This is a genomic window from Bradyrhizobium embrapense, assembly GCF_001189235.2.
GTDB classification, from domain to species: Bacteria; Pseudomonadota; Alphaproteobacteria; order Rhizobiales; family Xanthobacteraceae; genus Bradyrhizobium; species Bradyrhizobium embrapense.
In genome coordinates, this window is sequence record NZ_LFIP02000002.1 from 91,115 (window position 1) to 115,575 (window position 24,461).

The window sequence follows — 24,461 nt, forward strand, 5'->3', positions numbered from 1 at the left end:
ATTAGCCAAGGCGAAGGCGGCGCTCGCCAAAGGCATACAGCGGCCTCCACAGGAGGCGATTGAACAGTGTTACCAACACGCACATGATGGCGATGCCAAGAACGACCCGGGGGAAGTCGCCGGCTTCGGTCGCTTTCGCGATGTAGGCCCCGAGGCCTGTCGCGGTCAGATGGGTATCGCCCCAGCTTGCGACCTCCGCGACGATCGAGGCATTCCAGGACCCGCCCGAGGCAGTGATGGCGCCGGTGATGTAATAGGGGAAAATCCCGGGCAGTACGACCTTGACCCACCACCGCCATCCCTTGAGGTGGAAACTGCCGGCAGCCTCACGAAGATCCGTCGGGAACGCGCTGGCGCCCGCGATCACATTGAACAGGATGTACCACTGGGTGCCCAGGATCATCAGCGGACTGAGCCAGATATTCGGGCTCAGGCCAAAGCGGACGATGATGACCACGAACACCGGAAAAGCGAGATTGGCGGGAAACGCCGCCAGAAACTGCGCGAGCGGCTGAATCCGCTCGGCGAGCTTTGGCCGCAGCCCGATCCACACTCCGATCGGGACCCATATCAGGGTGGCCAGCGCGATCAGCACGGCCACGCGTGCCAGAGTGATGAATCCGTATCCAATTGTGGTCACGACGTCGGACAGGTCGAGTGTCGCCGACAGATATTGATAGCTCTTCCAGGCGGCATAGCCGGTGCCGGCCAGGATGGTGGCGAGCCAGACGGCGTCGATCACGCGAGACTGCCGCTCGCTCCCGCCCTTTGACGCTGCGGCGAGACGCGGAAATCCAATATGCAAGTTCGAGACGGCCCGGTTCAAGGCCGTGAACGGATAGGTCAGTGCGCGCAGCGCGCGGGTTCGCCGAAACAGATCGAGCATCCACGAGGTCGGTGCGCTGGCCGAGGCGGTCTGCTCGAACCGGAATTTGTCGGCCCACGCCACCACCGGGCGAAACAGCAATTGATCGTAGGCGATGATCACCAGAAGCATCGCGAGGATCGCATAGCCGATCGCCGTCAGGTTCTTTTCCTGGATGGCCAGAGCGACATAGGAGCCGATGCCGGGCAGCGTCACGGTGGTGTTTCCGACGGTGATGGCCTCGGAGGCCACCACGAAGAACCAGCCGCCCGACATCGACATCATCGTGTTCCAGATCAGGCCCGGCATGGCGAACGGTACGTCGAGCCGCCAGAACCGCTGCCAGCCGGTCAGATGGAAGCTTTGGGAAGCCTCCTCCAGATCCTTGGGCACATTGCGCATCGACTGGTACATGCTGAAGGTCATGTTCCAGGCTTGGCTGGTGAAGATCGCGAACACGCATGCCAGTTCGGCGCCGAGCACCTTGCCAGGAAACAGATTCAGGAAGAAGACGACCGTAAAGGTGAGAAAGCCGAGGATCGGTACCGATTGCAGGATGTCGAGCAGCGGGATCAGGACGATCTCGGCGCGCCGGCTCTTCGCCGCCAGCGCCGCATAGATGAACGTGAAGACGATCGAGCAGGCGATCGCCAGCAGCATGCGCATCGTCGTGCGCAAGGCGTATAGCGGCAAATTAGCCGGATCGAGCGATACCGGATTGACGTCGAGTGTCGACAGCGGAAGCGTGGTCTGCTCGCCGCCATAGACGAGCGCCACCATGGTGCCGATGATGAGGACCAGCGCGACCACGTCCCAAACGTTTGGCCGCAGCACCTGTCCCAGAGCCGGCGTCCGGATATCCTGCAGGTTCATTGCGAGCGCCTTGTCTGGGATTTGCAGTGCAACCGGCTGGAGAACGCGGAGGTCAGCCCGCGATCGACGTTGTGACTTGCGATGAGTTGATCGCCGGTACTGAGGTTCTCGTCGCTCGCGAGCGCGTCGTCGGCCATCAGCAATCGTCCGCCGTGCTCAACCGATCTGTCCACTGCGCGAAATCCCGATCGGTTGGTTGACGTTGTCGATGCGTACCGAGCGTCTGCCACCCTCCGGATCGCTCCAGCCGTGGCGTTCCTGATAAGGCAGGGGCGCTGGGGGTGGCAATGCCCCCAGCGCCCCTGTTCGTCGGGAGAGCGCCATTGCTCAGAACTCGCCGTGGATGCGGCCGGAGAAGATGTGCACCGGGCCGCGGTCCGCGTTGTAAGCGGGGTTGGTGATGAACTGATAGTCCGCGGTCAGCGTCAGGTTCTTGTTCACTTGATAGGCGTAGTAGGTCTCGAGGATACGTTCGGGGCTGTAGTTCAGCGCGCCGTCGCCGATCAAGAGACCGAGGCCGCCGGCGGCGAGGTAGTCGCGATGCGCCGAAGACAGCCCGTTGACCGCGCCGCCGATGCCGATCGTGTCGTTCGCCCGGCCCCAATAGCTGCCCTTGATCGACAGGCCGCCCGAGACGCTGCGATCGACATCGGTGAACGACAGGATCTCGTTCCGGCCGTCGTTCCAACTGAGGCGCCCGAACAGGCCAACATCGGTCGCGATCTGCTGCTCGCCGTTCAAATAGAAGCCGTACTTGGTGTTGTCCTTGCGGATGCCGGCCATCACGTCGTTGATGTCGAGCGCGGGATTGGCGTCCTCGATCGCAAGCGCCTGGCGATAATTGCCGCTGAAGCCGCGATTGCCGAACACGCCGACGCGTACCTTGCCGGGTTGGTCGAAGATCGAATAGCGGCCCTCGAATTCGACCACCGCGCCGCCGTTGTTGGCGTTCGAGACCAGCACATCGCTGTTCGGTGCATTGGGCACCTGGAACACGCCGGCGCGCACCGCCCAGTCCTTGCGGTTGAGCTCGACCACGGCGCCGCGGGTGTAGCCGGGCAAATCTGCCGGGAAGTCGTAGGCCGCGGAGGCCCACATTGCCCAGTTCATGAAGTCGGCGCGCGGATCCTTGGCGTAGGAGTTGCCGTCGAAGAAATCGCCGATTGCGAAACGGCCGACGATCAAGGTCAGGCGATCGATGTCGCGCTTGCCCGCGATCTGGTTGGGACCGTCGGGAACGTCTTCCTGTTCGCCGCCAAGGCCGAAGGTCTGCTTGAAATAGTAGCGCTGCGGCCGGATCCTCGGATATTCGGCGCCGGCCTTCTGTGCCTCGCCGTTCGGGAAGCCGGCAAGGCCGAGCGTGCCGTTGAGGCCGAAGCCCTGCGCCGTCTCAGGGTTGAAATAGAGCTCGCCGCCCTCCCACAGCCGCACGCCGAGGAAGGCAGTCGTGGTCCAGGTCTGCTGCGCCTGCCCGCCGGCCGGAAGGCTGTTGGTGCCGCTATAGGCGGAGCGAATCGCCGGGTAGCCCTGCCCGATCAGCGTCGTCTGTGCATGGACGGACCAATTGTCGGCTTCCGGCAGCAGGGGCTTGGCCGGCGTCGCCGACCAGGGCGAGTCGCCAAGCTGGTAGTTCAGCCCGAATTTCAGCATCTGTAGCCGCGGGTCGATGCTGACGCCGGGCATGCCGAAGTCGTTGAGGCCGAGCGTACGGCGCGACAGGTCGACGTAGTCGTATTCGAGTTTGGCCGTCCAATTGCCGCTCAGCGCAAATTCGGCGCCGGCGCCGACCGTCCAGCCGGTTTGATACTGGCCGGGCTCCGAGATCACGTTGCCGGCGGCATCATTGACCCTGACCTGGGTGCGGCCCCAGGCGAAGCCGCCGGTGACATAGGGCATCCAGCCGTTGAAGGCGTAACCGGCGCGGCCGCGCACGGTACCGACATAATCGATCGAGCTGTTGAAGGGGCCGAGCATGCGCCGCGGCAGATCGACCGGGCCCACGAATGTCGCATCGGCCTCGACGCCGAGCACAAAGCGGTTCCCGAGCTGATGATTGTATCCGACCTGGAAGCCGCCGATCCCTCCGATGATGCTGTGCGGAAAGAAGACGGCCTGCAGGGGAAGCGGATTGGTATCGGGACCGAGGCGGCCGTCGCCATAGCCGACATGGCCGCCGACGTAAAAGCCGGTCCAGCTGTAAATCGCGTTCAAGGTCGGTGCCTTGACGGCCATGTCGGCCGCGGTCGCCGGCGTCCCGAAGGCGGCAGCCCCGAGGGCTGCGCCGGCAGCGATCTGGACCCGAAAGAGGCGAACGCAGGTCATGGCGCGACGATCCCCCACGCTCGGTTGGAGGTATTCCATGCCATCACTGCAGATTTGGCGGCCGCTTGCCACCCGAGATTTGAAGTCATCGCCCGCCATCCCCGGTCCGATCCGTGTTGTCCCGTCCAACGCCAGATCAGCAACTAACATTCCGGGTTCCTTATTGCAAATGGTTCGCAATAGCAACTGGGGCACGCCAGATGCCTCCCGGTGTGCACTGCCTGTATGACAGTCGCGTAACGGGGCAAAGCCGCCTGCGTCGTTCACTGCATTTCGCCGTGCCGGTGTGGCAGTCATGCCGAGCGCCCACCCTTCATTCGATGCCGTCATGGTCTTTAGCTTTCTCTGTCGAAGTGAAATCCGGGCGCGACCTTCTTCCCAGCGCGATCAGCGCGCCGGTTCGTTCGAAGGATCGTGCCACTGAGAGCGCCGCCCGCAGCCCGGCGGCGGAGATAGTGCGTTTCAGGTAGAGCGCGGTGGCGCTGCGCAGGACGGCGCTCGCCATCCGAAGCAGCACGATCGCGCCCCATCGCCGGCCGCGACCGAGTGTCGTCACGCCCCCACCGTGGCGAGCTGCACGATGCGCAGCAGCACGAGGCCGGCAGCGACGACCAGATAGCCGCGCAGCACGATCATCCAGATCCGGCTCAGCGGGCTGAGCCGGGCCGGCGGCAGCCGGTCGAGCGGCGGCATCCGCCAGGTGTCGCGGTTGAACAGCGGCGGCTTGTTCTTGAAGCGGAACGACGCGCTGCGGCGCGACGACATCTCGTACAGCTTGACCAGCGCGGTCACCGCGAGTGCCAGCGCGCTGCCGCCGGCCAGGATGCCGATGATCCACTGCTCGCCGAGATCGGGGAACAGCACCGAGGCGGTCAGGATCACCGACAGCATCACGAGGCCCGCGACCACGGCGCCGGTGAACAGGTTCAGCCGGGTCGAATTGATCCAGGGGCCGAGGATGTGGCGGTCGTTGCAGAGCAGCAGCAGGAATACGGTCGCGCTCGGCAGCAGCACACCGGCCAACGTCTGCACCGCGTTGGTGAGCAGGCCGAGCGGCGTGCCGGGCGTCAGCACCAGCACCGCGGCCAGCACGATCAGCCCGCAATAGACGCTGTAGAAGCCCTTCGCGTCCCGCGGCTTGCGGTGCAGCGAATGCTTGACCGCGAACACGTCGCCGATCGCGTAGGCCGTCGAGAGGGAAACCGCCGCCGCGCCGATGATGCAGGCATCGAGCAGCGCGAGGGCGAACAGCACCGCCGGCAGCCGGCCGGCATATTTCTCGAGCCCGACCGCGGTCCCCAGAGCGTCGGTGTAATTGCCGAATTCGGGCTTTCCGCCGAACACTTCGGCACAGAACGAGATCATCGCCACCGCGCCGACCACGACCAGCACGATCCCGATGCACAGATCCATCCGCTCATATCGGATGAAGCGCGGCGTGATCCGCTTGTCGACGATGTAGCTCTGCTGGAAGAACAATTGCCACGGCGCCACCGTGGTGCCGACAATGGCGACGATCAGCAGCATCACCTCGCTGAGCTTGGCACCCTCGGGCATCTTCGGCACGAAGAAATCAGCCGCGATCTGCCCGATCGGCGGATGCACCATCAGGATGACGGGCACCAGCAGCAGGCTGCCCGCGACCAGCACGATGCCGAAGCGCTCGAAGCGGCGGAAGTCGCCGGTCGAAACCGCCAGCATCACGATGACGGCCGAGACCAACACGCCCCAGAACTGCGAGACGCCGAGAAAATGCAGCGCAAAGGTTATGCCGATGAATTCGGTGACGATGGTCAGCGCGTTCAGCACCAGCAGGTCGATGACGCTGAAGGCGCCCCAGAACTTGCCGAAGCGCTCGAAGATCAGCCGCGCATGGCCGACGCCGGTGACCGCGCCGAGCCGCACCACCATCTCCTGGTTGACGTAGAGCACGGGGATCAAGAGCAGCAGCGTCCACAGCAGCGTGGTGCCGTAATTCTGCCCGGCCTGGGTATAGGTGCCGAAGGCGCCGGCGTCGTTGTCGCCGACCATCACAATCAGGCCGGGGCCGACGATCGCCAGCAGGGTCTTCAGCCGGGCCGGCAATGTCGCGCGCGGTGCGACATCATCTTCGGCGATGCTTCCAAGCGCGCCGTGGATATCGCCGAGATGCGCGCGGTCCAGCACCGCAGTGCCGACAGAGCTGGCGATGGCCTCACGATCGGAGGCGTGCATTTTCAAGTCATTGACAACGGTCATGACCCATTCCTTCTCATTTGCATGGTTTGGTAGTTTTGGGAGTGGGAAAGCGGATGATGTTGCCGGCTTCAGGCACCCGGACGGGGTCTGAAGCCGCCCGGCGCCGCGGTGGCGCACGGCCGGTGTCGAGCATCAGCGCGATGCCGAACGCGGCGACGTGGCGCACGAGGCCGGCGCTCTCGTTGATGAGACCGACGACGCTTCGAATCACCGGGACGAGTGGGTCGTTGGCCGTTGCGGGTCGCGTGACGGCACCGGCAACAGTCGGCCGACTGGCTTGTCCGAAGATGTCGATTGTCTTGCTCATCGTCGTCTCCTCGCCGCACGTTGGACACGGCACGAGGGACGCGGAGCAACTCTATGCGCGCGCGCAGCCTCCGCTGCCGTGAGCAGCGGCAATTCCAGAAGTGATGTCGTTCCCCGGAGGGAGTCCCGTTGCCGCGCCGCGATGGCGCGCAACGGGACAACTAGGTCCTTCGTCCATGTCGGTCCTTCAGGCGCTTGCGGTCAGCTTTGCGGTGAAATGCGCAGGTGTTGCGCGCGGGCCGGAATACCGGTCCGCGCGCCGCTTTCGATCGAGATCATTCGTTGATGGCTCAAGGGTGGTCTCGACGATCCACCGGCACTCCAGGCGGCCGTCGATCAGGATCCAATGACAGGCCGGGGTTGGACGCCGGCGGTCCACCGGGCGGCGAAAACCCGGCAGGTTGTCATTGGAATAGGTGGCCGCCCGCGGCGGGATCTGCCGCGGCTCGACAACGCGCCGCGGGCTTGCTTGCCGGAATTTTGCGAGCTTTTCGAACATCGCTCACCTCCACTTCCGCTGTCGCGCGGCAGGCCGGTGAGGAGCAGGCGGTTATGCGAGGCGCGACCACCCATCCACGCAGGCGAAATCTGCGCGATCAGTCTTGCTATGTTGCGGCGTCAACAGTCCCGTTGTCGGTCTACTGTCGCCTGAGTTGCTACTGCCCATGTGCCTTCTGTGTTGGCTCGTGGTCGGGTTGGTGTCCGGGGTCAGGCCCCGGTGCGGAACGCATGTTCCGACAGTTGGGCACTACGCCTGCCACAATGGCCTGTCAAGCCGATTCTGCTATCCTCCGGGGAGGATCGCGATTATCCTCCGGGGAGGATAGGAAAACCGAATGTCAGACGACCATCCGCACGCAGCGATCGCCCGGCGCCTGAAGCGCGCCAACGGCCATCTCGAGACCATCGTCGAGATGATCGAGCAGGGCCGTCCATGCGCGCAGATCGCCCAGCAATTGCAGGCAGTGGAGAGCGCGATCGAGAGCGCCAAGAAGGCGCTGATCCACGATCACATCGGCCACAGCCTGGAAGAAACGCTGAAGGCATCGGGTCCGAAGGGCCGCAACGTGCTGCGCGACTTCCGGCTGATCGCGAAATATCTGTGATCGCCGCGTTCAAGAATTGACCCGCCCGGGGGATCACCGGACGGGTCGTGCGCGACACGGGGTGGATGAGGACCCGCGCCGAACGCAGGATCCGCAGCCTAGAGCCTAGTCGGCTCTAGATTCTTAGCTTGACGTGTTTTCTTCACGCGAACCGGTGCCCACTTCGCTCGAAAACACTATGAAGACCCGTCGATCAGTAGCAGGAGCGCACGCGGCCGATGTAGTTGCCGTAGGCGTCGAACTGGCGCACCCAGGCGCAGCGGCGATAGCCGTTGTAGTAGTAGCCGTCATTGGCTGCGATCGCGCTGCCGACGATGGCGGCACCGACGAGGCCCGCGCCAACGCCCCAGCCCCAGCCATACGGCCTGGCTTCGGCCTGAGACGTGGTGGTTGCGATGGTGCCGGTCACGGCGAGCGTGGTGAGGGCGAGGGCGGCAAACCTGGTCTTGATCGACATGGGATACTCCATCCTATTTGAGCGCGGCGCCGGTGTGGTCCGCATGCCCGTTGGACGGAGGCTTTCCGGTTCCGGTTCGAAGGACCGTGACGGAAATATGGTTTCGTGAATTGTTTCGTCGGCCCCGGGACGAAGGAATTCCCGGTGCTATGACACAAACGCCAAAAGGGGCGGCAAGCTAACCATTACTGCAAATGCTTTTTTAGGAAGTCAAACAGGAGTCCGCCTCCAACGAGGTAGGGGAGCAGAACCATCCACAGAAGGCGATGAAACTGGCGCAACATGATCTGCCCTCTCGCGTCAAGTTGGTCGTAGGAGGGAGCGCTTCTGAGCAATCGTAACTTCCACTTGCTGACGCCGGGTAAGATGCGCTGCGAGATTTCCATACCGAGAATCCAAATTCGGGTTCCAAGAATTACGAAACCAACAACCCAGCAAAATTGAAGCAGATCAAACCAAGCTGGCTTAAGGCCTCAAATCTCTTTCAGCGCCATAGCGTCAAGAATTCGCGATCAGTTGCCGTCAAACGCGCCCGGATCGAACCTGTCGACGTCGGCCAGCAGCTCGCAGAACGCGCGCGCGCCGTGCTCGATCAGCTGCTCGCCCTTCTTGGCCGAGGCTTGGGTCGCATCGCCGATTGCGCCGCTCGGATTGAGGTCCTGCGCCTGCCAGGCGAACGGCGCCGGCCGCTGGGTCGACAGGAAACGGTGATCCTTCTCGATCTGCACGCTCGCGGGCTTGAAGTCCGCGATCGCATCCTTGCGCACATGTTGCGGATACTTGGCCAGCATGATCGAGGTCTCGACCGCGCCGCCATGGATGCCATGGCGCAATTCGTCGGCATCGAACAGGCCGTCCGGCGTACCGAAACGCGACCAGCTCGTGGTCACCACCAGCATCTTGTGTTGCGCGCGCAGGTCCTGCGCCACGAGCTGCATCGCGGCGGAATTGCCGCCATGGCTGGTCACGATCACGAGCTTCCTGACGCCGGCGCGCGCCACGCTCTCGCCGAGTGCCATCCAGCTGTTCAGCGCCACCTTGGCCGGCAGGGTCAGCGTGCCCGGAAAATCGATGTGCTCGGTGGAGATGCCGACCGGCTGCAGGGGCAAGAACGTCGCCGGGATGGCCGCCGGCAGCAGCTCCCGAACCCGCGCCAGATACGCATCGCCGATCATGACGTCGGTTCCGAGCGGCAGGTGCGGCCCATGCTGCTCGGTCGCGGCCAGGGGCAGCACCGCAATCCAGCGCGCGGCCGCGTCCTTGGCAAGGTCGGGCCAGTGGATGGCGGTCCAGTCACGGGGCGGAAGCTGAGAAGTCATCAAGCCAGTCGTTTCAATACAAGCGTTTCATGGGATGGATTTGCAGGATAGTTTGTTTAACATCGGTGAGGCGTTCGCGTCTCCTGGCGCGGTGCACGTCTTCCCGCTTCCATCATGGGCCATAATGATCGACGGAGTCCAACCATGATCCCGGCCTTTTTGCCGCGAGCGTTAACCACGGCCGTTCTGGCCGCCACCCTCGGCGTTTCCGCAGGCCTGCTCCCGGCGCGGGCGCAGAGCTCGGACAAGACTCTGGACAAGGTCTCGTTCGGCACCAATTGGGTCGCCGAGGGCGAGCATGGCGGGTTTTTCCAGGCGCTCGCCGACGGCACCTACAAAAAATACGGCCTCGATGTCACCATCGTGCCCGGCGGTCCCAATGAGAACAACCGGATGCTCCTGATCGCGGGCAAGCTCGACTTCTTCATGAGCGCGAACTCGCTGCAGACCTTCGATGCCGTCACCAATAACGTGCCGCTGGTCGCCGTCGCTGCGATGTTCCAGAAGGACCCGCAGGTCTTCCTGACCCATCCCGAGGTCAAGGTCGGCAAAATCGAGGATCTGAAGCCGCTGACGCTGCTGATCTCGAAGGAAGGCATTACCAGCTACTTCCAGTGGCTGAAGTCGGAATACGGCTTCGACGAGAACAAGGTGAAGCCCTACACCTTCAACCCGCAGCCCTTCATCGTGAACAAGCAGACCGCGATGCAGGGCTACGTCACCTCGGAGCCGTTTGCGGTGGAGAAAGCTGCCGGCTTCAAGCCGAACGTGCTGCTGCTCGCCGATTACGGCTTCAACTCCTACTCGACCTTGATCGAGACCCGCCGCGACCTCGTCGACAAGAAGCCCGATCTGGTGCAGCGCTTCGTCGATGCCTCCATCGTCGGCTGGTACACCTACGTCTACGGCGACAACTCGGCAGGCAATGCGATGATCAAGAAGCTCAATCCTGAGATGAACGACGAGCTGCTGGCCTATTGCGTCGCCAAGATGCGCGAGCACGGCATCGTCGATTCCGGCGATTCCATCAAGAACGGCATCGGCGCCATGACCGACGAGCGGATGGCGAGCTTCTTCGACAAGATGGTGCGCGCCGGCGTGGTCAAGAGCACCATCGACTATCGCCAGGGCTACACGCTGCGCTTCGTCAACAAGGCGGTCGGCGTCGAGCTCAGGCCGAAGAACTGACCGGTGCGGACGCGCGATGGCGGAGCCTGCGTTGTCGGGACCTGATGCCGGATCGGCCGTGCGCCTGCGCGGCGTCAGCAAGACCTACGACGGCGGCGTGACGGCGCTCGGGCCGCTCGACCTCGATGTCAGGCGCGGAGAGTTCGTTTCGCTGCTCGGGCCGTCCGGTTGCGGCAAATCCACCGCGCTGCGGCTGATTGCCGGCCTCGCTACACCCAGCACCGGCACGGTCGAGCTCTCACATCATGGCGCGGCGCGGCGCGGCAGCCATCCGATCGGCTTCGTGTTTCAGGAGCCGACCCTGATGCCGTGGGCGACGGTGCGCGACAATGTCCGCCTGCCGCTGAAGCTCGCCCGGCTGCCGGCGGCCGACGCCGATGCGCGCATCGAGGCCGCGCTCGATCAGGTCGGGCTGGCCGAGTTCGCGGCGGCCTACCCGCGCGAACTGTCCGGCGGCATGAAGATGCGGGTGTCGCTGGCGCGCGCGCTGATCACCGATCCCGACATCCTCTTGATGGACGAGCCGTTCGCCGCGCTCGACGAGATCACGCGCTTTCGTCTCAACAATGATCTGTTGTCGCTGTGGCGCGATCTGCACAAGACCGTCATCTTCGTGACGCACTCGGTGTTCGAGTCGGTTTATCTCTCCGAGCGCGTGATCGTGATGACGGCTCGCCCGGGCCGGATCGGCGCCGAGTTTCGCATCACCTCGCCGGAGTTGCGTGGCGAGGAGTTCCGCACCTCGGTCGAATATGCCGCGTTCTGCCGCGAGGTCTCCAATGCACTGGCGCCGTCCTATGCAGGGCAGGCGGGCGCATGAAATCTCCGCAGGACCTCATTCGTTTCGTGTTGCCCGTCGCGGTGTTCGCCGCCGGCCTCGCGCTCTGGGAAGCGATCGTCCGCGCCTATGGCATCCAGCCCTACGTGCTGCCGAGCCCGCTCCTGGTGTTGAAGACGCTGGTTGCGGACTGGCCGGTGCTGTCGCAATCGCTCGGTGTCACGCTCTTGACCACGCTCGAAGGTTTCGTTGCGGCCGCAGTCGGCGGAGTCGTGCTGGCGCTGCTGTTCAACCAGTCGAAATGGCTGGAATATTCCCTGTTCCCTTACGCGGTGGTGCTGCAGGTCACGCCCGTGATCGCGATCGCGCCGCTGCTGCTGATCTATCTGCAGCAGCAGACCGCCGTGATCGTCTGCGCCTGGATCGTGGCGTTCTTTCCGGTGCTGTCGAACACGACGCTCGGCCTCAGCTCGGTCGATCGCAACCTCGCGGGATTGTTTCAACTTTATGGCGCATCGAAGCTGCAGACGCTGCTGCTGCTGAAGCTGCCCGCGGCGCTGCCCTATATCCTCGGTGGCCTGCGCATCGCCGGCGGCCTGTCGCTGATTGGTGCCGTGGTCGCGGAGATCGCGGCGGGCAGCGCCGGCGCCGGCTCGGGCCTTGCCTTCCGGATCGCTGAATCGGGCTACCGGCTGAATATTCCCCGCATGTTTGCAGCACTTCTGCTGCTATCGCTGGCCGGGATTGTCATCTATGGGGTGCTGGCGCTAGTTTCGCACCTCTTGTTGCGGCGTTGGCATGAAAGCGCGTTAGGAAAGGACAATTGATGGCCCCGATTTCTTCCGAAAAGATCGATCTGTTGGTTTATGGACCGATCCGGCCAATCCTCGAAAACGGCTTTTCCGATCAATATGTGCTGCACCGGGCCGAGAGCCGCGGCGACCTCGAGCGGCTGACCCCCGACACGATGGCCAAGATCCGCGGCATCGCCGTCACCTATCACACGATGGCCACCGACAAGACCGCGATGGCGATGTTTCCCAAGCTCGAGATCGTCGGCAGCTTCGGTGTCGGCTACGACCACGTCGATTCCGCCTATGCGCGGGATCACAATATCGTGGTCACCAACACACCCGACGTGCTGACCGAGGAGGTCGCCGACGTCGCGATGGGCCTTTTGATCGCGACGCTGCGCGAGTTCATCAAGGCCGACCGCTACGTGCGCTCCGGCCTGTGGCAGACCCAGAACTATCCGCTCAGCGTCGGCTCGTTGCGCGACCGCAAGATCGGCATCGTCGGCATGGGCCGCATCGGCCAGGCGATCGGGCGTCGGCTCGAAGCCTCGCGCGTGCCGGTTTCCTATCATTCGCGCAATCCGTCCAAGGACGTCGCCTACAAGCACTATCCCGATCTGATCGAGATGGCGAAGGCGGTCGACACCCTGATCGTCATCGTGCCGGGCGGCGCCTCGACGGCGAAGATGATCAATGCCGACGTCTTGAAGGCGCTCGGCCCGCGCGGCGTGCTGATCAATGTCGCGCGCGGCTCTGTCGTCGACGAGCCGGCGCTGGTCGCGGCGCTGAAATCCGGCACCATCCTCGCCGCCGGTCTCGACGTGTTCGCGGCCGAGCCGAACGTGCCGGACGAGTTGAAGGCGATGCAGAATGTCGTGCTGCTGCCGCATATCGGCTCGGCCTCGGTGGTCACGCGCAACGCGATGGACCAGCTCGTGGTCGACAACATCACGAACTGGTTCGCCGGCAAGCCGCCGCTGACGCCGGTTGCCGAAACGCCGGTGAAGGGCCGGTGATGTCATTGTCCCGCTTCAGCGTCGCGCTGCTTGTGCTGCTGGCCGCGTGCGGTCCGGCAGCCGCGCAGGACGTCTCGACGTTGAAGAAAGACATGATCGGGCAGTGGGAGCTCGCTACCACCGAGCGCAGCAAGACCTGCGTCGTGACGCTGAAGAGCGATGCGACGCCTTTAGGTTTCAAGCTCGAGCTCGAGCCGGCCTGCGCCGCCGCGTTGCCCTTCACCAAGGACATCGCGGGCTGGAGCATCAAGGGTCTCGGCGACATCGTGCGGCTGCACAACGCGGCCGGCGAGGCGGTGATCGATTTCACCGAGGTCGAGACCGGCATCTTCGAGGGGATGCGCACCAATGAGGGCGTCTACATCCTGCAAAACCTTGCCGCTGCGCGCGCACTCGCCAAGTCGATGGACCAGATGATCGGCGACTGGTCAATGGTCCGCGGCAACGGTCAGGCGATCTGCGCCCTGGTGCTGACCAACACCGACGCCGGCAACGACAATTTCCAGGTGTTCCTGAAAGGCAAATGCGATCCCGCGGTCGCGGCCTTCAACCCGACGCTGTGGCGGCTCGACCATGGCCAGATGATCCTGATGTCGCCCAAGGGCGAGACCTGGCAGTTCGAGGCGGACGACAACGCCCAGTGGCGCCGCGTCCCCGACAGCGCCGACCCGCTGATCATGCTGCGCGAGCAGTAAGGGGGCGGCGCGCGTCTGAACCTCCCCTTGAAAAGGGGAGGTCGCTTTGCTCGTAGAGCGAAGCGGGTGGGGATCCGCTCTCTCCGCTTGCAGCTGTGTCTGCGGCTGACCCCCATCCCGATCTTCCCCCTTTCAGGGGGAAGGAGAAGGGGCCTTGGCCGAGATGTTGCCTTCTGCCCCCCAAAATAATTCCCTTTTCCTTGTCGATCCGACGCACCCCGGATCGTCGTTCCCCATAGCGAGCTGGTTTGCGGCGATTATCGTCGCTTCTCGCCCAACAGGAGTTTTCCGATGCGGTTCATGTATATCGTCACCTCCACCCAGCCCCCGCGCCCGCCGACGCCGGCCCTGATGGAGGCGATGGGCAAGCTTGCCGAGCGGGAGATCAAGGCCGGCCGCATGATCGATACCGGCGGGCTGCTGCCGGTCGCGATGGGGGCCCAGGTCCGCATCACCGACGGCAAGCTCAATGTCATCGACGGGCCGTTCGTCGAGGCCAAGGAGATGATCGGCGGCTACGCGATCTTCGAGCTCCGCAACAAGGAGGAGGCGGTCGCGGCCGCCGTGGAGTTCATGCAGTTGCACAAGGAGCACATGCCCGGTTGGGACGGCACCTGCGAGGTGCGCCCCTTCGCCTCGCCGGGCGTCGACGGCGCCTGCCAGGTCGATGTATCCGCCATCGCTTGATGCGGAACGGACAGGGCGCGTTCGCGCGAGGCGGCCTCCGGTTCGCGTGAAGACGACGCATCAGGACGGCAATCCAGGTCGGCGGCGATGACGGCCGCCGACATCCAGGCGACGATCCTTGCGGTGTGGCGCATTGAGCAGCCGCGGCTGATCACCAGCCTGTCGCGGATGCTGCGCGACGTGCCGCTCGCCGAGGATCTGACCCAGGAAGCGCTGATCGCGGCGCTCGAGCACTGGCCGCTCACTGGCGTGCCGGAGAAGCCGGGCGCCTGGCTGATGGCGACCGCCAAGCGGCGCGCGCTCGATCATATCAGGCGGAGCCGCATGCTGACCGCAAAGCACGGCATGCTGGCGCATGATCTGGTGCGGGAGCAGGAGACCATGCCCGATTTCGATTCCGCGCTCGACGACGATATCGGCGACGAGTTGCTGCGGCTGATCTTCACCGCCTGCCATCCGCTGCTGTCGCGCGAGGCCCGCGCGGCGCTGGCGCTGCGGATGATCTGTGGCCTCACCACCGGCGAGATCGCGCGCGCATTCCTGCAGGCGGAGGCGACCATCGCCCAGCGCATCGTGCGGGCTAAACGCACGCTGTCGGAATCCGGTCTCGTCTACGAGACGCCGCGCGGCGAGGCGCTGTCGGAGCGGCTCGCCTCCGTGCTCGAGGTCGCCTATTTGATCTTCAACGAGGGCTATACCGCGGCGAGCGGCGACGAATGGCTGCGGCCGCAGCTCTGCAACGAGGCGCTGCGCATCGGCCGCGTGCTGACTTCGATTGCGCCGCACGAGCCGGAGGCGCACGGATTGCTGGCGCTGATGGAGTTCAACGCCTCGCGGATGGCGGCGCGCACCGACGCCGCCGGCGAGCCGATCTTGCTGATGGACCAGAACCGCGCGCAGTGGGACCGCCTGCAGATCCGCCGCGGGCAACTGGCGCTGGCACGCGCCCGCGAGCTCGGCGGCGGCGGCGGATTCTACGCGCTGCAGGCCGCGATCGCCGCCTGTCACGCCGAGGCCGGCACGCCTGCTGCCACCGACTGGCGGCGCATCGCCGCGCTCTATGGCGATCTCGCCGCGCTGCTGGATTCGCCTGTCATCGCGCTCAACCGCGCGGTCGCGATCGGCATGGCCGAAGGCCCCCAAGCGGCGCTTGCGATCGTCGACGGCCTCGCCGACGAGCCGGCGCTGAGAGCCTACCATCTGCTGCCGAGCGTGCGGGGCGATCTCTTGCACCGGCTGAGCCGCTTCGACGAGGCCCGCGCTGCGTTCGAGGCCGCCGCCGCATTGGCCGGCAATGCGCGCGAGCGCGAGTTGCTCAAGCGGCGCGCCGCGGTCGCGGCACGCGCCGCCCAACAGCAGGCCGGTTACTGACCTCCCGTCCGCGATTTCGACTCAAACCCGCGGCATGCTCGGGCGAGATGCCTCGGACCAGGAACCGCGACCATGACGAAACCATCCGTGCTGGCGATCGGGCTCGACCCCACCTTTGTCGATCTGTCCGTCATGCCGCAGTTTACGCCCGAACTGGTGCGCAGCTATATCGACGCGCAGATCGAGGGCCTGCGAACACTGGGCTACGACGTCGACAGCTGCCTGATCGATTTCGGCGAGACTGCCGAAGCGGTGACGGCGGCGGCCCTGAACGCCCGCCGCCATGATTGCGTCGTGATCGGCGCCGGGCTGCGCGAGCCGCCGGAGCGGCTGCTGCTGTTCGAGACCATTCTCAATCTGGTGCACCGGCTCGCGCCCGGCGCCGCCATCTGCTTCAACACCAATCCGGCGGACACCGCTGCTGCCGTGCAGCGCTGGGTCAAGCCTTAGGCGCAATGCGCGCCACCTTGCCGCGCAGCCCCCACAGCAGCAGGATCGATGCCGCGATGATCGCAAGACCGATCGAGACGAAGCCTGTGGTCACCAGCGTTTCCTGCCACGGCGCGGCGCCACGCCCGGCCGCCGTGATCGGCGACAGCGCGCCGGTTCCGAGAGCGGCGGCGAGCGTCGTCACGGCCCAGTTGCCGTACGTTCCGCATAGCAGCGCCCAGTAGGCCGCGACGCTCGCGCGGGGCGACAGCCTGACCTCGCTCCAGATCGCGCCGACGGCGAGCAGGAACGTGCCGTTCATCACGCCCTCGAGATGAGCTGCGAGCGCCATCCGCACATTGGTGAAGTGCTGTTCGATGAGGCCGGTCAACAGCCCGATCAGGAACAAAGCCATGCCGTGAAAAAGCAGCCGCCGCCGATTATCCATCTCGCCCCCTCAAAGAACCTTGCCCCGGAAAACGGCCCAATCATAGCAGAAGGCGCGAAGCTGTCCCTGCGGCGATCTGGGCCTATGGCCCGGGCGCTCCGTGTCCTGCCGACCTGCGGCGCAAGCACGAAGCGGGGTTGGCGTGAAGCGGCGCGGACCGAGGCCTGCTGCAAAAGCCCGGCGGTTGTTGCCGGCGGCAACCTATGACACCATCCCAATTCCGGTTTGTTCTTGATTTTTGGAAGCCTATGCCGCGCCGCAAACACGCCTGGGAGAAGCTCACGGATGCGCAGTTGCTCGAGCAACGCCTCAGCAGTCTGAGGGTTGCGGTCGAAGGCACTTGGCTCGCGGATTGTGTCGGCACGCTCTACGAAGAGCTCGAAGAGCGCGGCATCCGGCTGCGGCCGCACACCTGGATCTCGAGCGAATGGTTCAGCCCGGCCGATGTGCCCGGCATCGCCATTCCGTTCTATCTCGCCCATCCCCGCCTGATGAAACTCGAGAAGAAGATGATGCTCGACGTCGAGGGCGCCTCGTGGTCCGAGTGCATGGCCATTCTCCGCCACGAGGCGGGTCATGCCATACAGCACGGCTACCAGCTGCAACGTCGGCGGCGCTGGCAGCAGCTGTTCGGCCCGTCGTCGCAACACTATCCGCGCTACTACCGACCCAATCCGGCCAGCCGCAATTATGTCCAGCATCTCAGGCTCTGGTACGCGCAGAGCCATCCGGATGAGGATTTCGCCGAGACCTTCGCGGTGTGGCTGCGGCCGCGTTCGAACTGGCGGACGCGTTATGCCGGATGGCCGGCGCTGAAGAAGCTCGAATATGTCGACGAACTGATGGGCGAGATAGCCGGCGAGCGGCCGCTGTTGACGACGCGCGAGCGGGTCGATCCGCTGCATACGCTCAAGCAGACGCTCGGCGAGCACTACAAGAAGAAGCAGGCGTTTTACGCTTTCACGCCGCCGAAGACCTACGACCGCGATCTGTCCAAGCTGTTCTCTGCCGATCCGCGGCATCACCGGCATCCGCCGGCTGCGTCCTTCATCAGGCGGCATCGTGCCCAGGTCAGGCAGTTGGTCGCGCGCTGGACGGGCGAGAACCAGCTGACGCTCGATGCCGTGCTCGATGACATGATCTCGCGCTGCCGCGAGCTCAATCTGCGCGCCGTCGGCCCGGAGCAGAAGCTGGTGACCAATTTCACCATCCTGCTGACCGCCAAGACCATGCACGCGCTGTTCGGCCCATCGCGCCGCAAGTGGATCGCGCTATGAAACACTTTCGCATTCTGGTGCTGATGCACCCGGACTGTGTGCCGCCGGACTCCAGCGAAGGATACTCGGCGCGGGAAATCAACGAGTGGAAAACCGAATACGACGTGGTGAGTACGCTGCGCGCGGCCGGCCACGAGGTTCGTCCGCTCGGCGTGCAGGAGGAAATCAAGCCGGTGCGCGACGAGATCGAGGGCTTCAAGCCGCACGTCGTGTTCACGCTGCTGGAGGAGTTTCATTACGACGTCGTCTACGACCAGCACATCGCAAGCTATCTCGAGCTGATGAAGATCCCCTATACCGGGTGCAATCCGCGCGGCCTGATCCTGGCGCGCGGCAAGGATCTGTCCAAGACGCTGGTGCATCACCGCCGCATCCCGGTGCCGGCCTTCGCCGTGTTCCCGATGCGCCGCAAGGTCAAGCGGCCGCCGCGGCTTGCGCTGCCGCTGATCGTCAAGAGCCTGAGCAGCGACGGATCGCTCGGCATCTCGCAGGCGTCGATCGTCGATACCGACGAGAAGCTCGCCGAGCGCGTCGCCTTTATCCATGAGCGGATCGGAACGGCCGCGATCGCCGAGCAGTTCATCGAGGGACGTGAGCTCTATGTCGGCGTGATCGGCAACAACCGGCTGCGGGTGCTGCCGGTTTGGGAATTGAAGTTCGGCAGCATGGGCGGCCCCGCCGCGCGCCAGATCGCCACCGAAAAGGTCAAGCACGATACCAGCTATCAGGAGCGCATCGGAATTGCGGATGGACCGGCCGAGGATCTGACGCCGGAACTATCCGCGCATATTCAGCGGCTGGCGAAACGCATCTACCGGACCTTGGGGCTCGATGGCTACGCGCGCATCGACTTCCGTCTCTCCACCAATGGCGTTCCGTATTTTATCGAAGCCAATCCCAATCCCGAAATCGCCAAGAGCCAGGAGTTTGCGACAGCCGCCGGGCATGACGGACTGGATTACCCGGTTCTGTTGAATCGCATTGTGGCGCTGGGGATCAGCCGCGCCAAGGCCGGCGTGTCCCTGGGCTAAATCGGAGCATTAAAGGCTGCGCTGTATCAGGTGGCGTCGCGCGTCCCTGGGGATGAACATCGCAAACGTTTCCCTAACGCGCGCCGCCGGCGTCGCGTCGGCGACGAAGGTGGCGACGGGGGGAGCCGTGCCACGAAATTCATCTGGTTCCGGCCATCGTCGCGCAAAGATATCGTTTACCGATGCCGGCATGGTGAGCCAGTCGCCGCGGCAGGTATCGTAGACGTACAAACCGGCAAGAAAAGTCGATACGACAACAAGGATCGTCCTGAAAATCGGCATTGTGATTGCGCCTTCTTGATTGAGGCGCACAATGCCCGGCGACGGTGAACCGCGCGTTGAGCGCTCCGGTCGATCGGCCGATACGGTTCTCAACTCATGAACGGGCACCTGCGTAACGGCTCGCTTACCAATGCCTTCAAGGTTGCGGCAACCAGCTTTGCTCACCGGCGGGAAAGAAGTCCCTGGCATCCTGCGGCAAATACAAGAAGCTCAGGAGGCACCATGTTTGTCGCTCTTCGCGTTATGATCCTGATCGCCAGTGCATATGCCGGCTCCGCTGTCGCGGGGATGCAGTTCGCGCCGCTGCCGAGCGCAGCGGTTTCGTCCGCGCCGTAAGATTGCTTTGCGGATCAGCGTGGTCTGCGCGCAAATGCGTTTCCGATAGCGACTTTTTGGCAGGACGATTGCGGCAAGCAGCGATCTCTGCTGTTTCTCGGCCGCTTTCTGCATTGGAACTTCGACGCTTCCCGTAGCTTGACCGAAGGTAGCTACGTTGGGATATGCGATGTTCCGACTTTCTTCTGTTGCGAATTTTGCCCTCGTCCTCTTGCTCGCCTCGGCTGCCCCAGCGATCGCAGCCGGCCTCGATGCCGTGGCGATCAATGATGCGGCGGCCCCAACGGCAAAATTGCCGGGCCGGCAACAGATCAGCGCATCCGTTGCCAAGCTCGAGATCCTGCTCGATCGCGCGCATTTCTCTCCCGGCGAGATCGACGGCAAGCTCGGTGACAACGCGCAGAAGGCGCTCACGGCGTTTGCCGAGGCGAATGGATTGTCGTTCGACAAGGCCGTGACGGCGGACCTCTGGAGCAGGCTCGCTGCGGCCAGCGAAGGGGCCGTGATCGTCACCTACACGATCGTCGACGCCGACGTGAAAGGGCCGTTCTTAAAGAAGATTCCCGCGAGAATGGAAGACATGAAGAGCCTGCCGGCGCTGAACTACACCAGCCCGCGCGAGGCGATTGCGGAAAAATTCCACATGAGCGAGGCGTTGCTGCAGGCACTGAATCCAGGACAGAAGTTCGACAAGCCCGGTGACGGCATTGCGGTCGCGAACGTGCTCGACCCCGGAAAGCCGCCGGCGATTGCGCGCGTGGAGGTCGACAAGACGCGGCAGACGCTCAGCACATTCGATGCTGCGGGAAAGCTGCTCGCTTTCTATCCCGCAACGGTCGGCAGCACGGAGAAGCCGACGCCGACCGGCACGTTGAAGGTGACGGCGGTCAACAAGAATCCGACCTATCGCTACAATCCCAAGTACAAGTTCAAGGGCGTCAGATCGAACAAACCGTTCACGATCAAGCCGGGCCCGAACAATCCGGTCGGTGTGGTGTGGATCAACCTCTCGGGGGAAGGCTACGGCATTCACGGCACCGGCGATCCCGGCAAGGTCTCCAAGGCCGCGTCCCACGGCTGTGTCCGGCTCACGAACTGGGATGCGCAGCGCGTTGCTGCTGGTGTTGCAAAGGGGACGCCGGTTACGTTCTTGGAAGGCGCACGATAGTCCCATCACGGTGCCCGGGTGAATCGGACTCGCCCCCTCGGCGCGCAATGGCCTCGCCGTTGCGGCGTGACCAGACCCCCGAGCGGTGCATCCCAGCGCACTGGTACTGACAGATGGCCGCGCGCCTAGTTGTCCGTCTTCAGCGTCTTGGCCGCAAAGTCGAGGCCGAGCCGACGGGCGCGCTCTTGGCGCTCTTCGGTCAAGAACTGCAGCTCCCGTTCCAGCGAGCGCGCGACCTCGTTCTGCGATTCCTTGGAGTGGCGGCGGGAGCCGCCGTGCGGTTTGGCCGGTTGGGCAGTCACGGGAGAACCCTTGTCATCGCAGTGTCACAGGCGCAGGCATGCCACGGCTGGAGTCCGGCGGACAATCAAAAAGTACTTCGTGGCCGCGCTTTGGAACGTTCGTTGTGCATCTGACTCAAATTTGAGCAGGAAATTCTCTTAGGTCTGCCGCGAGTGCCGGGCCATTGAAACCCGCGATCTCATCAATTCGGATGAGAGGGCCGGGTTCCCACGAAATCATTTCCGGATTCGCATGAAGACGTCCTGAAACCGACAAGGTCTGACCTTAGTAGCGTTGTGAAGGACGGGTGTCTGGTGAGACGCTGACAATCGAGGTCGTGAGATTCACGACGGAGGTCGTGAGGTCGATCGGTGCATCTGAGACGTTGGGGATGATCTCGGAAATGAAGAAGCCGAATGCTGTGCCATATGTCTGGGCGGCCGCGCTGATCGCGGTCGTGATCTGGGGCGTAAGCGGCACCCCGCAGATGGCACATACTTCCGCCCCCACGCATCTGGCGCGGGCGCGATAGCGCGTTTCGCAGCGAAACGCGTCTCAGCAAAATCCTAGAGCTTCGGCCGCAGCGAGCGCTGCATATCCATTGTGTAGGTGTAGCGCCCTTCCGGGTGCGTGGTGATGGTGACCTCGAACAGTTCCTCGCGCAGGCCGTAGTAGCGCCGTACCACGGTGAGCGCCGGCGATCCGGTCTTGACGCCGAGCGCCTTGGCGATCGGCGCCGGCATGCCCCGCACGAAGATTTCCATCTGCGCACGCTCGGTGACCTGGCCGTACATCTTGGCGATCTGCTCGTGCACCGGAGTGCGGCCGTGGTCGCTGCGGGTCACGACATCGGCGAACCGGCGCAGCACGTAGATCTCGGTCCAGCCGAGCGGCGCTGAGAACTGGTCGGAGCGGCGCACGGCCTCGATCAGGAACCAGCTCTTGCCGGGCTCGCATTTCAGGTGGGCAGCCAGCTTGCGGTCGGCAACGATATCGCTGCTGCCAACCACGTCGCGGTAGGTCTCGTTGGAATAGCGCAGCCACTCGCCGAGCGACTTGACGCTGTGGGTGAACAGCACCGGCGGCTCGGAGGCGATCACCACCGAACCGAGGCCGGCGCGGCGCACGATCAGGCCCTGGTCGATCAGGATGCGCAGCGCCTCGCGCACGGTCTGGCGGCTCGCCTGATAGCTTGCCATCAGCTCGGTTTCAGTCGGCAGCAGATTGCCGACCGCATAGGTGCCGAGTCGGATGTCCTTCTGCAGTCCGGTGGCGATGTCGCGATAGCGGGACGATCTCGCCCGGTCCGGTTGTTCAGACATGGCAGATCACTGGTATGCCGTATGGCAGGCGACCGGTTGTCCAGACTCCATCGAATGCAACGCGGCCTCGAACGCGGCGAGTGTCGCCAGCACGTCTGCTTCGGGCACCGGGAACGGCTGTCTGCGTTCGACCGCGTCGGCAAAGGCAGCAAGTTCCGCGGCGAGCGTGTTGACCGCCGCATAACGCGTTGTCGCGGGTGCCTCGCCGGATTTCCGTAGCACCATCGTCCCCTCGTCGAGCACCTCTGCGGATCCCTTCGTCCCGAACACATGCACGCGCCAATAGAACGGTGTTGCGCGGACCGTAGCAAGGGTTGCACTCACACCATTCACAAATTCAATCGCTAAAGTTGCAGTGTCGAGCGGCGGCGGTCCGGCCTCGCGTTCACTCAACCGGGCATAAACTTGTCGGGCAGGACCAAGCAGGCTGACGAAGCCGTCGAGCACATGCAGTCCCGCGCCGGTCAGTCCGCCGCCCGGCGACTCCTCCGGCGACAGCCGCCAGCCCTGCGTAACGGCTTGCGAGTTCTCGTTGCTGTTGTGGCCCTCGAGATGCAGGATCGTACCGAGCTCGCCGCCGGCGACAATCGCGCGCAGCGCCTGCATCGACGGCCAGAACCGGCGGTTATGCCCGACCGCGAGCAGCACGCCGGCGTCGCGGCAGGCCGCGAACATCTCGGTCGCATCACTACGCCTCAACGCCAGCGGCTTCTCGCAAAACACCTGCTTACCGGCTCTGGCTGCCGCGATCACCTGGCTCCGGTGTAGCGAATGCGGTGTTGCCAGCAGCACGGCATCGATGCCGGGGTCGGCGAGCACGGCCTCGAGGCTGGCCGCAGGCGACAGGCCATGCGCCGCGCAGAAGCTCGCGGCGCCCGCCATGTCGGGTTCCACCGCGTTGACGATCCTGAGCCGCGGCTCGTCCTGCGCAGCCTCGACCAGCGCGCGGCCCCAGCGCCCGAGGCCGGCGATGGCACAATTGATCATGAATGTTCCTTGTCCTGGTCGCGTCCGGCACGGATCGCCTCGATCACTGCGGCGCTGTCGCTGTCCGGGCCCTGCAGCGCGATCGCCGCGCGCAGCAGCTCGGACTGCGCCGAGGTCAGCGGCAGAGACAGGCCGTGCCGGCCGGCCTCCTGCAGGATCAGCTCGGCGTCCTTCAGGGTCTGCGCGATGTGCGATTGCGGCGCGAAATCCCGCGCCAGCATCTTCGGTCCCTTGCTGTCCATCACTCTGGAATATGCCGCCGATTGCCGTGCGGTCGCAAGGAAGCTCGCGCCGTCGAGGCCGAGGCTTTCGGCAAAGGCGATGCCCTCGGCGAGCGCGGCGCGGTTGTTCTGCAGGATCAGGTTGATGGCAAGCTTGGTGCGGCTGGCATTGCCGATCGCGCCGACGTTGATCCGCTGCGGGCAGAGGATGTCGAGCGTCGCCGCGGCGGCTGCGATGACGTCGCGATCGCCGGCGACCAGCGCGGTGGCCGTGCCGGCGCGGACCTCGGCGCTGGTGCCCGAGATCGGCGCTTCGATGAAGGCGAGGCGCGCGCGTGCGGCGAATTCGGCGATGTCAGTGATCTCGCCCGGTGCGCAGGTGGTGGTGCAGATGACGAGCGGCGGCACTCTCGCGTTCGCAAGGTCCGGCAGCAAGCCGGTGACCTGAGCCGCGTCATACACCGCGATGACGATGGTCCGGCATCGCGCCGCCACGTCAGCGGCGAAGGCTGCGAACTCGGCGCCGCTGGTTCTCAACCCATCCGTCTTCGCCGCATCGGCGTCGAAGCCGATCACCCCGACGCCGGCATCGATCAGCCGCGCGGACAGCGCCGATCCCATCAGCCCCAGGCCGATCATTCCGACAGGTGTCTCGCGAGCCAT

29 protein-coding genes are annotated in these 24,461 nt (G+C 64.4%); 13 read left to right on the forward strand and 16 right to left on the reverse strand.

Annotated features, from left to right (window positions below; translation table 11 throughout):
* Position 1: 1 nt before the first annotated feature.
* From AKN83_RS07840 to AKN83_RS07865, 7 genes are all read right to left on the reverse strand, one after another.
* Positions 2 to 1,738: an ABC transporter permease gene (locus AKN83_RS07840; RefSeq protein ID WP_050403817.1), complete on the reverse strand. Its 1,737-nt coding sequence runs from the start codon at positions 1,736 to 1,738 to the stop codon at positions 2 to 4.
* Positions 1,735 to 1,875 carry a hypothetical protein gene (locus AKN83_RS39490; protein ID WP_157113275.1) on the reverse strand — a complete coding sequence of 47 codons (141 nt, stop codon included), beginning with the start codon at positions 1,873 to 1,875 and terminating at the stop codon, positions 1,735 to 1,737. Before AKN83_RS39490 ends, AKN83_RS07840 begins: the two co-directional genes overlap by 4 nt.
* A gap of 190 nt (positions 1,876 to 2,065) precedes the next feature.
* On the reverse strand, positions 2,066 to 4,060 hold the full coding sequence (locus AKN83_RS07845) for a carbohydrate porin (protein WP_050403818.1): 1,995 nt from the start codon (positions 4,058 to 4,060) through the stop codon (positions 2,066 to 2,068).
* Between the two features lie 313 nt (positions 4,061 to 4,373).
* The gene (locus AKN83_RS07850; protein ID WP_063695256.1) at positions 4,374 to 4,616 is read right to left on the reverse strand and encodes a hypothetical protein; all 243 of its coding nucleotides are present in this window, start codon (positions 4,614 to 4,616) and stop codon (positions 4,374 to 4,376) included.
* Positions 4,613 to 6,274, reverse strand: a complete 1,662-nt coding sequence (locus AKN83_RS07855; protein WP_050403937.1) for an NRAMP family divalent metal transporter — start codon at positions 6,272 to 6,274, stop codon at positions 4,613 to 4,615. The genes AKN83_RS07850 and AKN83_RS07855 overlap by 4 nt, the downstream gene beginning before the upstream one ends.
* Before the next feature lie 37 nt (positions 6,275 to 6,311).
* Positions 6,312 to 6,605 (reverse strand): hypothetical protein, encoded by a 294-nt coding sequence (locus AKN83_RS07860; RefSeq protein WP_050403820.1) that lies wholly within the window; start codon positions 6,603 to 6,605, stop codon positions 6,312 to 6,314.
* Between the two features lie 186 nt (positions 6,606 to 6,791).
* Positions 6,792 to 7,103: a hypothetical protein gene (locus AKN83_RS07865; RefSeq protein WP_050403821.1), complete on the reverse strand. Its 312-nt coding sequence runs from the start codon at positions 7,101 to 7,103 to the stop codon at positions 6,792 to 6,794.
* A gap of 337 nt (positions 7,104 to 7,440) precedes the next feature.
* On the opposite strand from AKN83_RS07865, the gene AKN83_RS07870 reads away from it, so the two are divergent.
* Positions 7,441 to 7,710, forward strand: a complete 270-nt coding sequence (locus AKN83_RS07870) for a metal-sensing transcriptional repressor (RefSeq protein ID WP_050403822.1) — start codon at positions 7,441 to 7,443, stop codon at positions 7,708 to 7,710.
* A gap of 193 nt (positions 7,711 to 7,903) precedes the next feature.
* Here the strand turns inward: AKN83_RS07870 and AKN83_RS07875 are convergent, their stop codons facing one another.
* Both AKN83_RS07875 and AKN83_RS07885 read right to left on the reverse strand, forming a co-directional pair.
* Positions 7,904 to 8,167: a hypothetical protein gene (locus tag AKN83_RS07875; protein WP_050403938.1), complete on the reverse strand. Its 264-nt coding sequence runs from the start codon at positions 8,165 to 8,167 to the stop codon at positions 7,904 to 7,906.
* A gap of 512 nt (positions 8,168 to 8,679) precedes the next feature.
* Complete coding sequence (locus AKN83_RS07885; RefSeq protein WP_050403824.1) at positions 8,680 to 9,486, reverse strand: creatininase family protein; 807 nt, start codon at positions 9,484 to 9,486, stop codon at positions 8,680 to 8,682.
* Positions 9,487 to 9,630: 144 nt separating this feature from the next.
* Between AKN83_RS07885 and AKN83_RS07890 the strand changes: the two genes are divergently transcribed.
* From AKN83_RS07890 to AKN83_RS07925, 8 genes are all read left to right on the forward strand, one after another.
* On the forward strand, positions 9,631 to 10,674 hold the full coding sequence (locus AKN83_RS07890; RefSeq protein ID WP_050403825.1) for an ABC transporter substrate-binding protein: 1,044 nt from the start codon (positions 9,631 to 9,633) through the stop codon (positions 10,672 to 10,674).
* Between the two features lie 16 nt (positions 10,675 to 10,690).
* The gene (locus AKN83_RS07895; RefSeq protein ID WP_050403826.1) at positions 10,691 to 11,494 is read left to right on the forward strand and encodes an ABC transporter ATP-binding protein; all 804 of its coding nucleotides are present in this window, start codon (positions 10,691 to 10,693) and stop codon (positions 11,492 to 11,494) included.
* Positions 11,491 to 12,279, forward strand: coding sequence for an ABC transporter permease (locus tag AKN83_RS07900; protein ID WP_050403827.1), 789 nt, complete (start codon positions 11,491 to 11,493; stop codon positions 12,277 to 12,279). The genes AKN83_RS07895 and AKN83_RS07900 overlap by 4 nt, the downstream gene beginning before the upstream one ends.
* Complete coding sequence (locus tag AKN83_RS07905; protein ID WP_050403828.1) at positions 12,279 to 13,262, forward strand: 2-hydroxyacid dehydrogenase; 984 nt, start codon at positions 12,279 to 12,281, stop codon at positions 13,260 to 13,262. The genes AKN83_RS07900 and AKN83_RS07905 overlap by 1 nt, the downstream gene beginning before the upstream one ends.
* Positions 13,262 to 13,957 carry an AprI/Inh family metalloprotease inhibitor gene (locus AKN83_RS07910; RefSeq protein WP_050403829.1) on the forward strand — a complete coding sequence of 232 codons (696 nt, stop codon included), beginning with the start codon at positions 13,262 to 13,264 and terminating at the stop codon, positions 13,955 to 13,957. Before AKN83_RS07905 ends, AKN83_RS07910 begins: the two co-directional genes overlap by 1 nt.
* 291 nt (positions 13,958 to 14,248) lie before the next feature.
* Positions 14,249 to 14,644, forward strand: coding sequence for a YciI family protein (locus tag AKN83_RS07915; RefSeq protein WP_050403830.1), 396 nt, complete (start codon positions 14,249 to 14,251; stop codon positions 14,642 to 14,644).
* Between the two features lie 87 nt (positions 14,645 to 14,731).
* Complete coding sequence (locus AKN83_RS07920; protein ID WP_063695257.1) at positions 14,732 to 16,015, forward strand: RNA polymerase sigma factor; 1,284 nt, start codon at positions 14,732 to 14,734, stop codon at positions 16,013 to 16,015.
* Between the two features lie 72 nt (positions 16,016 to 16,087).
* Positions 16,088 to 16,465 (forward strand): hypothetical protein, encoded by a 378-nt coding sequence (locus AKN83_RS07925; protein WP_050403832.1) that lies wholly within the window; start codon positions 16,088 to 16,090, stop codon positions 16,463 to 16,465.
* Here AKN83_RS07925 and AKN83_RS07930 read toward each other — a convergent pair.
* A complete protein-coding gene (locus AKN83_RS07930; protein ID WP_050403833.1) occupies positions 16,455 to 16,892 on the reverse strand; it encodes a styrene oxide isomerase in 438 nt (145 codons plus the stop codon). The two genes, AKN83_RS07925 and AKN83_RS07930, sit on opposite strands and share 11 nt — an antisense overlap.
* Positions 16,893 to 17,140: 248 nt before the next feature.
* Between AKN83_RS07930 and AKN83_RS07935 the strand changes: the two genes are divergently transcribed.
* Positions 17,141 to 18,169 (forward strand): putative zinc-binding metallopeptidase, encoded by a 1,029-nt coding sequence (locus AKN83_RS07935; RefSeq protein WP_050403834.1) that lies wholly within the window; start codon positions 17,141 to 17,143, stop codon positions 18,167 to 18,169.
* A complete protein-coding gene (locus AKN83_RS07940; RefSeq protein ID WP_050403835.1) occupies positions 18,166 to 19,200 on the forward strand; it encodes a D-alanine--D-alanine ligase family protein in 1,035 nt (344 codons plus the stop codon). Before AKN83_RS07935 ends, AKN83_RS07940 begins: the two co-directional genes overlap by 4 nt.
* A 9-nt stretch (positions 19,201 to 19,209) precedes the next feature.
* On the opposite strand, the gene AKN83_RS41105 is transcribed toward AKN83_RS07940, so the two are convergent.
* Positions 19,210 to 19,647: a hypothetical protein gene (locus AKN83_RS41105; RefSeq protein WP_244521931.1), complete on the reverse strand. Its 438-nt coding sequence runs from the start codon at positions 19,645 to 19,647 to the stop codon at positions 19,210 to 19,212.
* A gap of 45 nt (positions 19,648 to 19,692) precedes the next feature.
* A complete protein-coding gene (locus tag AKN83_RS40480) occupies positions 19,693 to 19,932 on the reverse strand; it encodes a hypothetical protein (RefSeq protein ID WP_172803503.1) in 240 nt (79 codons plus the stop codon).
* A 55-nt stretch (positions 19,933 to 19,987) separates the two neighbouring features.
* Here AKN83_RS40480 and AKN83_RS07950 point away from each other — a divergent pair, with 55 nt between their 5' ends.
* Positions 19,988 to 20,986: a L,D-transpeptidase family protein gene (locus AKN83_RS07950; RefSeq protein ID WP_050403837.1), complete on the forward strand. Its 999-nt coding sequence runs from the start codon at positions 19,988 to 19,990 to the stop codon at positions 20,984 to 20,986.
* Between the two features lie 125 nt (positions 20,987 to 21,111).
* Here the strand turns inward: AKN83_RS07950 and AKN83_RS40485 are convergent, their stop codons facing one another.
* Positions 21,112 to 21,288, reverse strand: a complete 177-nt coding sequence (locus tag AKN83_RS40485; RefSeq protein WP_172803504.1) for a hypothetical protein — start codon at positions 21,286 to 21,288, stop codon at positions 21,112 to 21,114.
* A gap of 383 nt (positions 21,289 to 21,671) precedes the next feature.
* Between AKN83_RS40485 and AKN83_RS41700 the strand changes: the two genes are divergently transcribed.
* Positions 21,672 to 21,800, forward strand: coding sequence for a hypothetical protein (locus AKN83_RS41700; RefSeq protein WP_283807357.1), 129 nt, complete (start codon positions 21,672 to 21,674; stop codon positions 21,798 to 21,800).
* Positions 21,801 to 21,834: 34 nt separating this feature from the next.
* Here AKN83_RS41700 and AKN83_RS07960 read toward each other — a convergent pair whose 3' ends face one another.
* From AKN83_RS07960 to AKN83_RS07970, 3 genes are read right to left on the reverse strand one after another with little or no spacing between them, the layout of a single operon-like run.
* Positions 21,835 to 22,590, reverse strand: coding sequence for a GntR family transcriptional regulator (locus AKN83_RS07960; RefSeq protein WP_050403839.1), 756 nt, complete (start codon positions 22,588 to 22,590; stop codon positions 21,835 to 21,837).
* A 6-nt stretch (positions 22,591 to 22,596) separates the two neighbouring features.
* Positions 22,597 to 23,577 carry a Gfo/Idh/MocA family protein gene (locus AKN83_RS07965; protein WP_050403840.1) on the reverse strand — a complete coding sequence of 327 codons (981 nt, stop codon included), beginning with the start codon at positions 23,575 to 23,577 and terminating at the stop codon, positions 22,597 to 22,599.
* Complete coding sequence (locus AKN83_RS07970; protein WP_063695258.1) at positions 23,574 to 24,461, reverse strand: NAD(P)-dependent oxidoreductase; 888 nt, start codon at positions 24,459 to 24,461, stop codon at positions 23,574 to 23,576. Before AKN83_RS07970 ends, AKN83_RS07965 begins: the two co-directional genes overlap by 4 nt.

Coding starts and splice junctions, on each gene's coding strand:
- AKN83_RS07875 (WP_050403938.1), bottom strand. CDS start 8,167: ATGTCGATCAAGACCAGGTTTGCCGCCCTCGCCCTCACCACGCTCGCC.
- AKN83_RS40480 (WP_172803503.1), bottom strand. CDS start 19,932: ATGCAGAAAGCGGCCGAGAAACAGCAGAGATCGCTGCTTGCCGCAATC.
- AKN83_RS07970 (WP_063695258.1), bottom strand. CDS start 24,461: ATGGCTCGCGAGACACCTGTCGGAATGATCGGCCTGGGGCTGATGGGA.
- AKN83_RS07890 (WP_050403825.1), top strand. CDS start 9,631: ATGATCCCGGCCTTTTTGCCGCGAGCGTTAACCACGGCCGTTCTGGCC.
- AKN83_RS41700 (WP_283807357.1), top strand. CDS start 21,672: ATGAAGAAGCCGAATGCTGTGCCATATGTCTGGGCGGCCGCGCTGATC.
- AKN83_RS07840 (WP_050403817.1), bottom strand. CDS start 1,738: ATGAACCTGCAGGATATCCGGACGCCGGCTCTGGGACAGGTGCTGCGG.
- AKN83_RS07925 (WP_050403832.1), top strand. CDS start 16,088: ATGACGAAACCATCCGTGCTGGCGATCGGGCTCGACCCCACCTTTGTC.
- AKN83_RS07905 (WP_050403828.1), top strand. CDS start 12,279: ATGGCCCCGATTTCTTCCGAAAAGATCGATCTGTTGGTTTATGGACCG.
- AKN83_RS07965 (WP_050403840.1), bottom strand. CDS start 23,577: ATGATCAATTGTGCCATCGCCGGCCTCGGGCGCTGGGGCCGCGCGCTG.
- AKN83_RS07915 (WP_050403830.1), top strand. CDS start 14,249: ATGCGGTTCATGTATATCGTCACCTCCACCCAGCCCCCGCGCCCGCCG.
- AKN83_RS07885 (WP_050403824.1), bottom strand. CDS start 9,486: ATGACTTCTCAGCTTCCGCCCCGTGACTGGACCGCCATCCACTGGCCC.
- AKN83_RS07920 (WP_063695257.1), top strand. CDS start 14,732: ATGACGGCCGCCGACATCCAGGCGACGATCCTTGCGGTGTGGCGCATT.
- AKN83_RS07960 (WP_050403839.1), bottom strand. CDS start 22,590: ATGTCTGAACAACCGGACCGGGCGAGATCGTCCCGCTATCGCGACATC.
- AKN83_RS07950 (WP_050403837.1), top strand. CDS start 19,988: ATGTTCCGACTTTCTTCTGTTGCGAATTTTGCCCTCGTCCTCTTGCTC.
- AKN83_RS07930 (WP_050403833.1), bottom strand. CDS start 16,892: ATGGATAATCGGCGGCGGCTGCTTTTTCACGGCATGGCTTTGTTCCTG.
- AKN83_RS07935 (WP_050403834.1), top strand. CDS start 17,141: ATGCCGCGCCGCAAACACGCCTGGGAGAAGCTCACGGATGCGCAGTTG.
- AKN83_RS07900 (WP_050403827.1), top strand. CDS start 11,491: ATGAAATCTCCGCAGGACCTCATTCGTTTCGTGTTGCCCGTCGCGGTG.
- AKN83_RS07895 (WP_050403826.1), top strand. CDS start 10,691: ATGGCGGAGCCTGCGTTGTCGGGACCTGATGCCGGATCGGCCGTGCGC.
- AKN83_RS07940 (WP_050403835.1), top strand. CDS start 18,166: ATGAAACACTTTCGCATTCTGGTGCTGATGCACCCGGACTGTGTGCCG.
- AKN83_RS39490 (WP_157113275.1), bottom strand. CDS start 1,875: ATGGCCGACGACGCGCTCGCGAGCGACGAGAACCTCAGTACCGGCGAT.
- AKN83_RS07865 (WP_050403821.1), bottom strand. CDS start 7,103: ATGTTCGAAAAGCTCGCAAAATTCCGGCAAGCAAGCCCGCGGCGCGTT.
- AKN83_RS07870 (WP_050403822.1), top strand. CDS start 7,441: ATGTCAGACGACCATCCGCACGCAGCGATCGCCCGGCGCCTGAAGCGC.
- AKN83_RS07855 (WP_050403937.1), bottom strand. CDS start 6,274: ATGCACGCCTCCGATCGTGAGGCCATCGCCAGCTCTGTCGGCACTGCG.
- AKN83_RS07860 (WP_050403820.1), bottom strand. CDS start 6,605: ATGAGCAAGACAATCGACATCTTCGGACAAGCCAGTCGGCCGACTGTT.
- AKN83_RS07910 (WP_050403829.1), top strand. CDS start 13,262: ATGTCATTGTCCCGCTTCAGCGTCGCGCTGCTTGTGCTGCTGGCCGCG.
- AKN83_RS07845 (WP_050403818.1), bottom strand. CDS start 4,060: ATGACCTGCGTTCGCCTCTTTCGGGTCCAGATCGCTGCCGGCGCAGCC.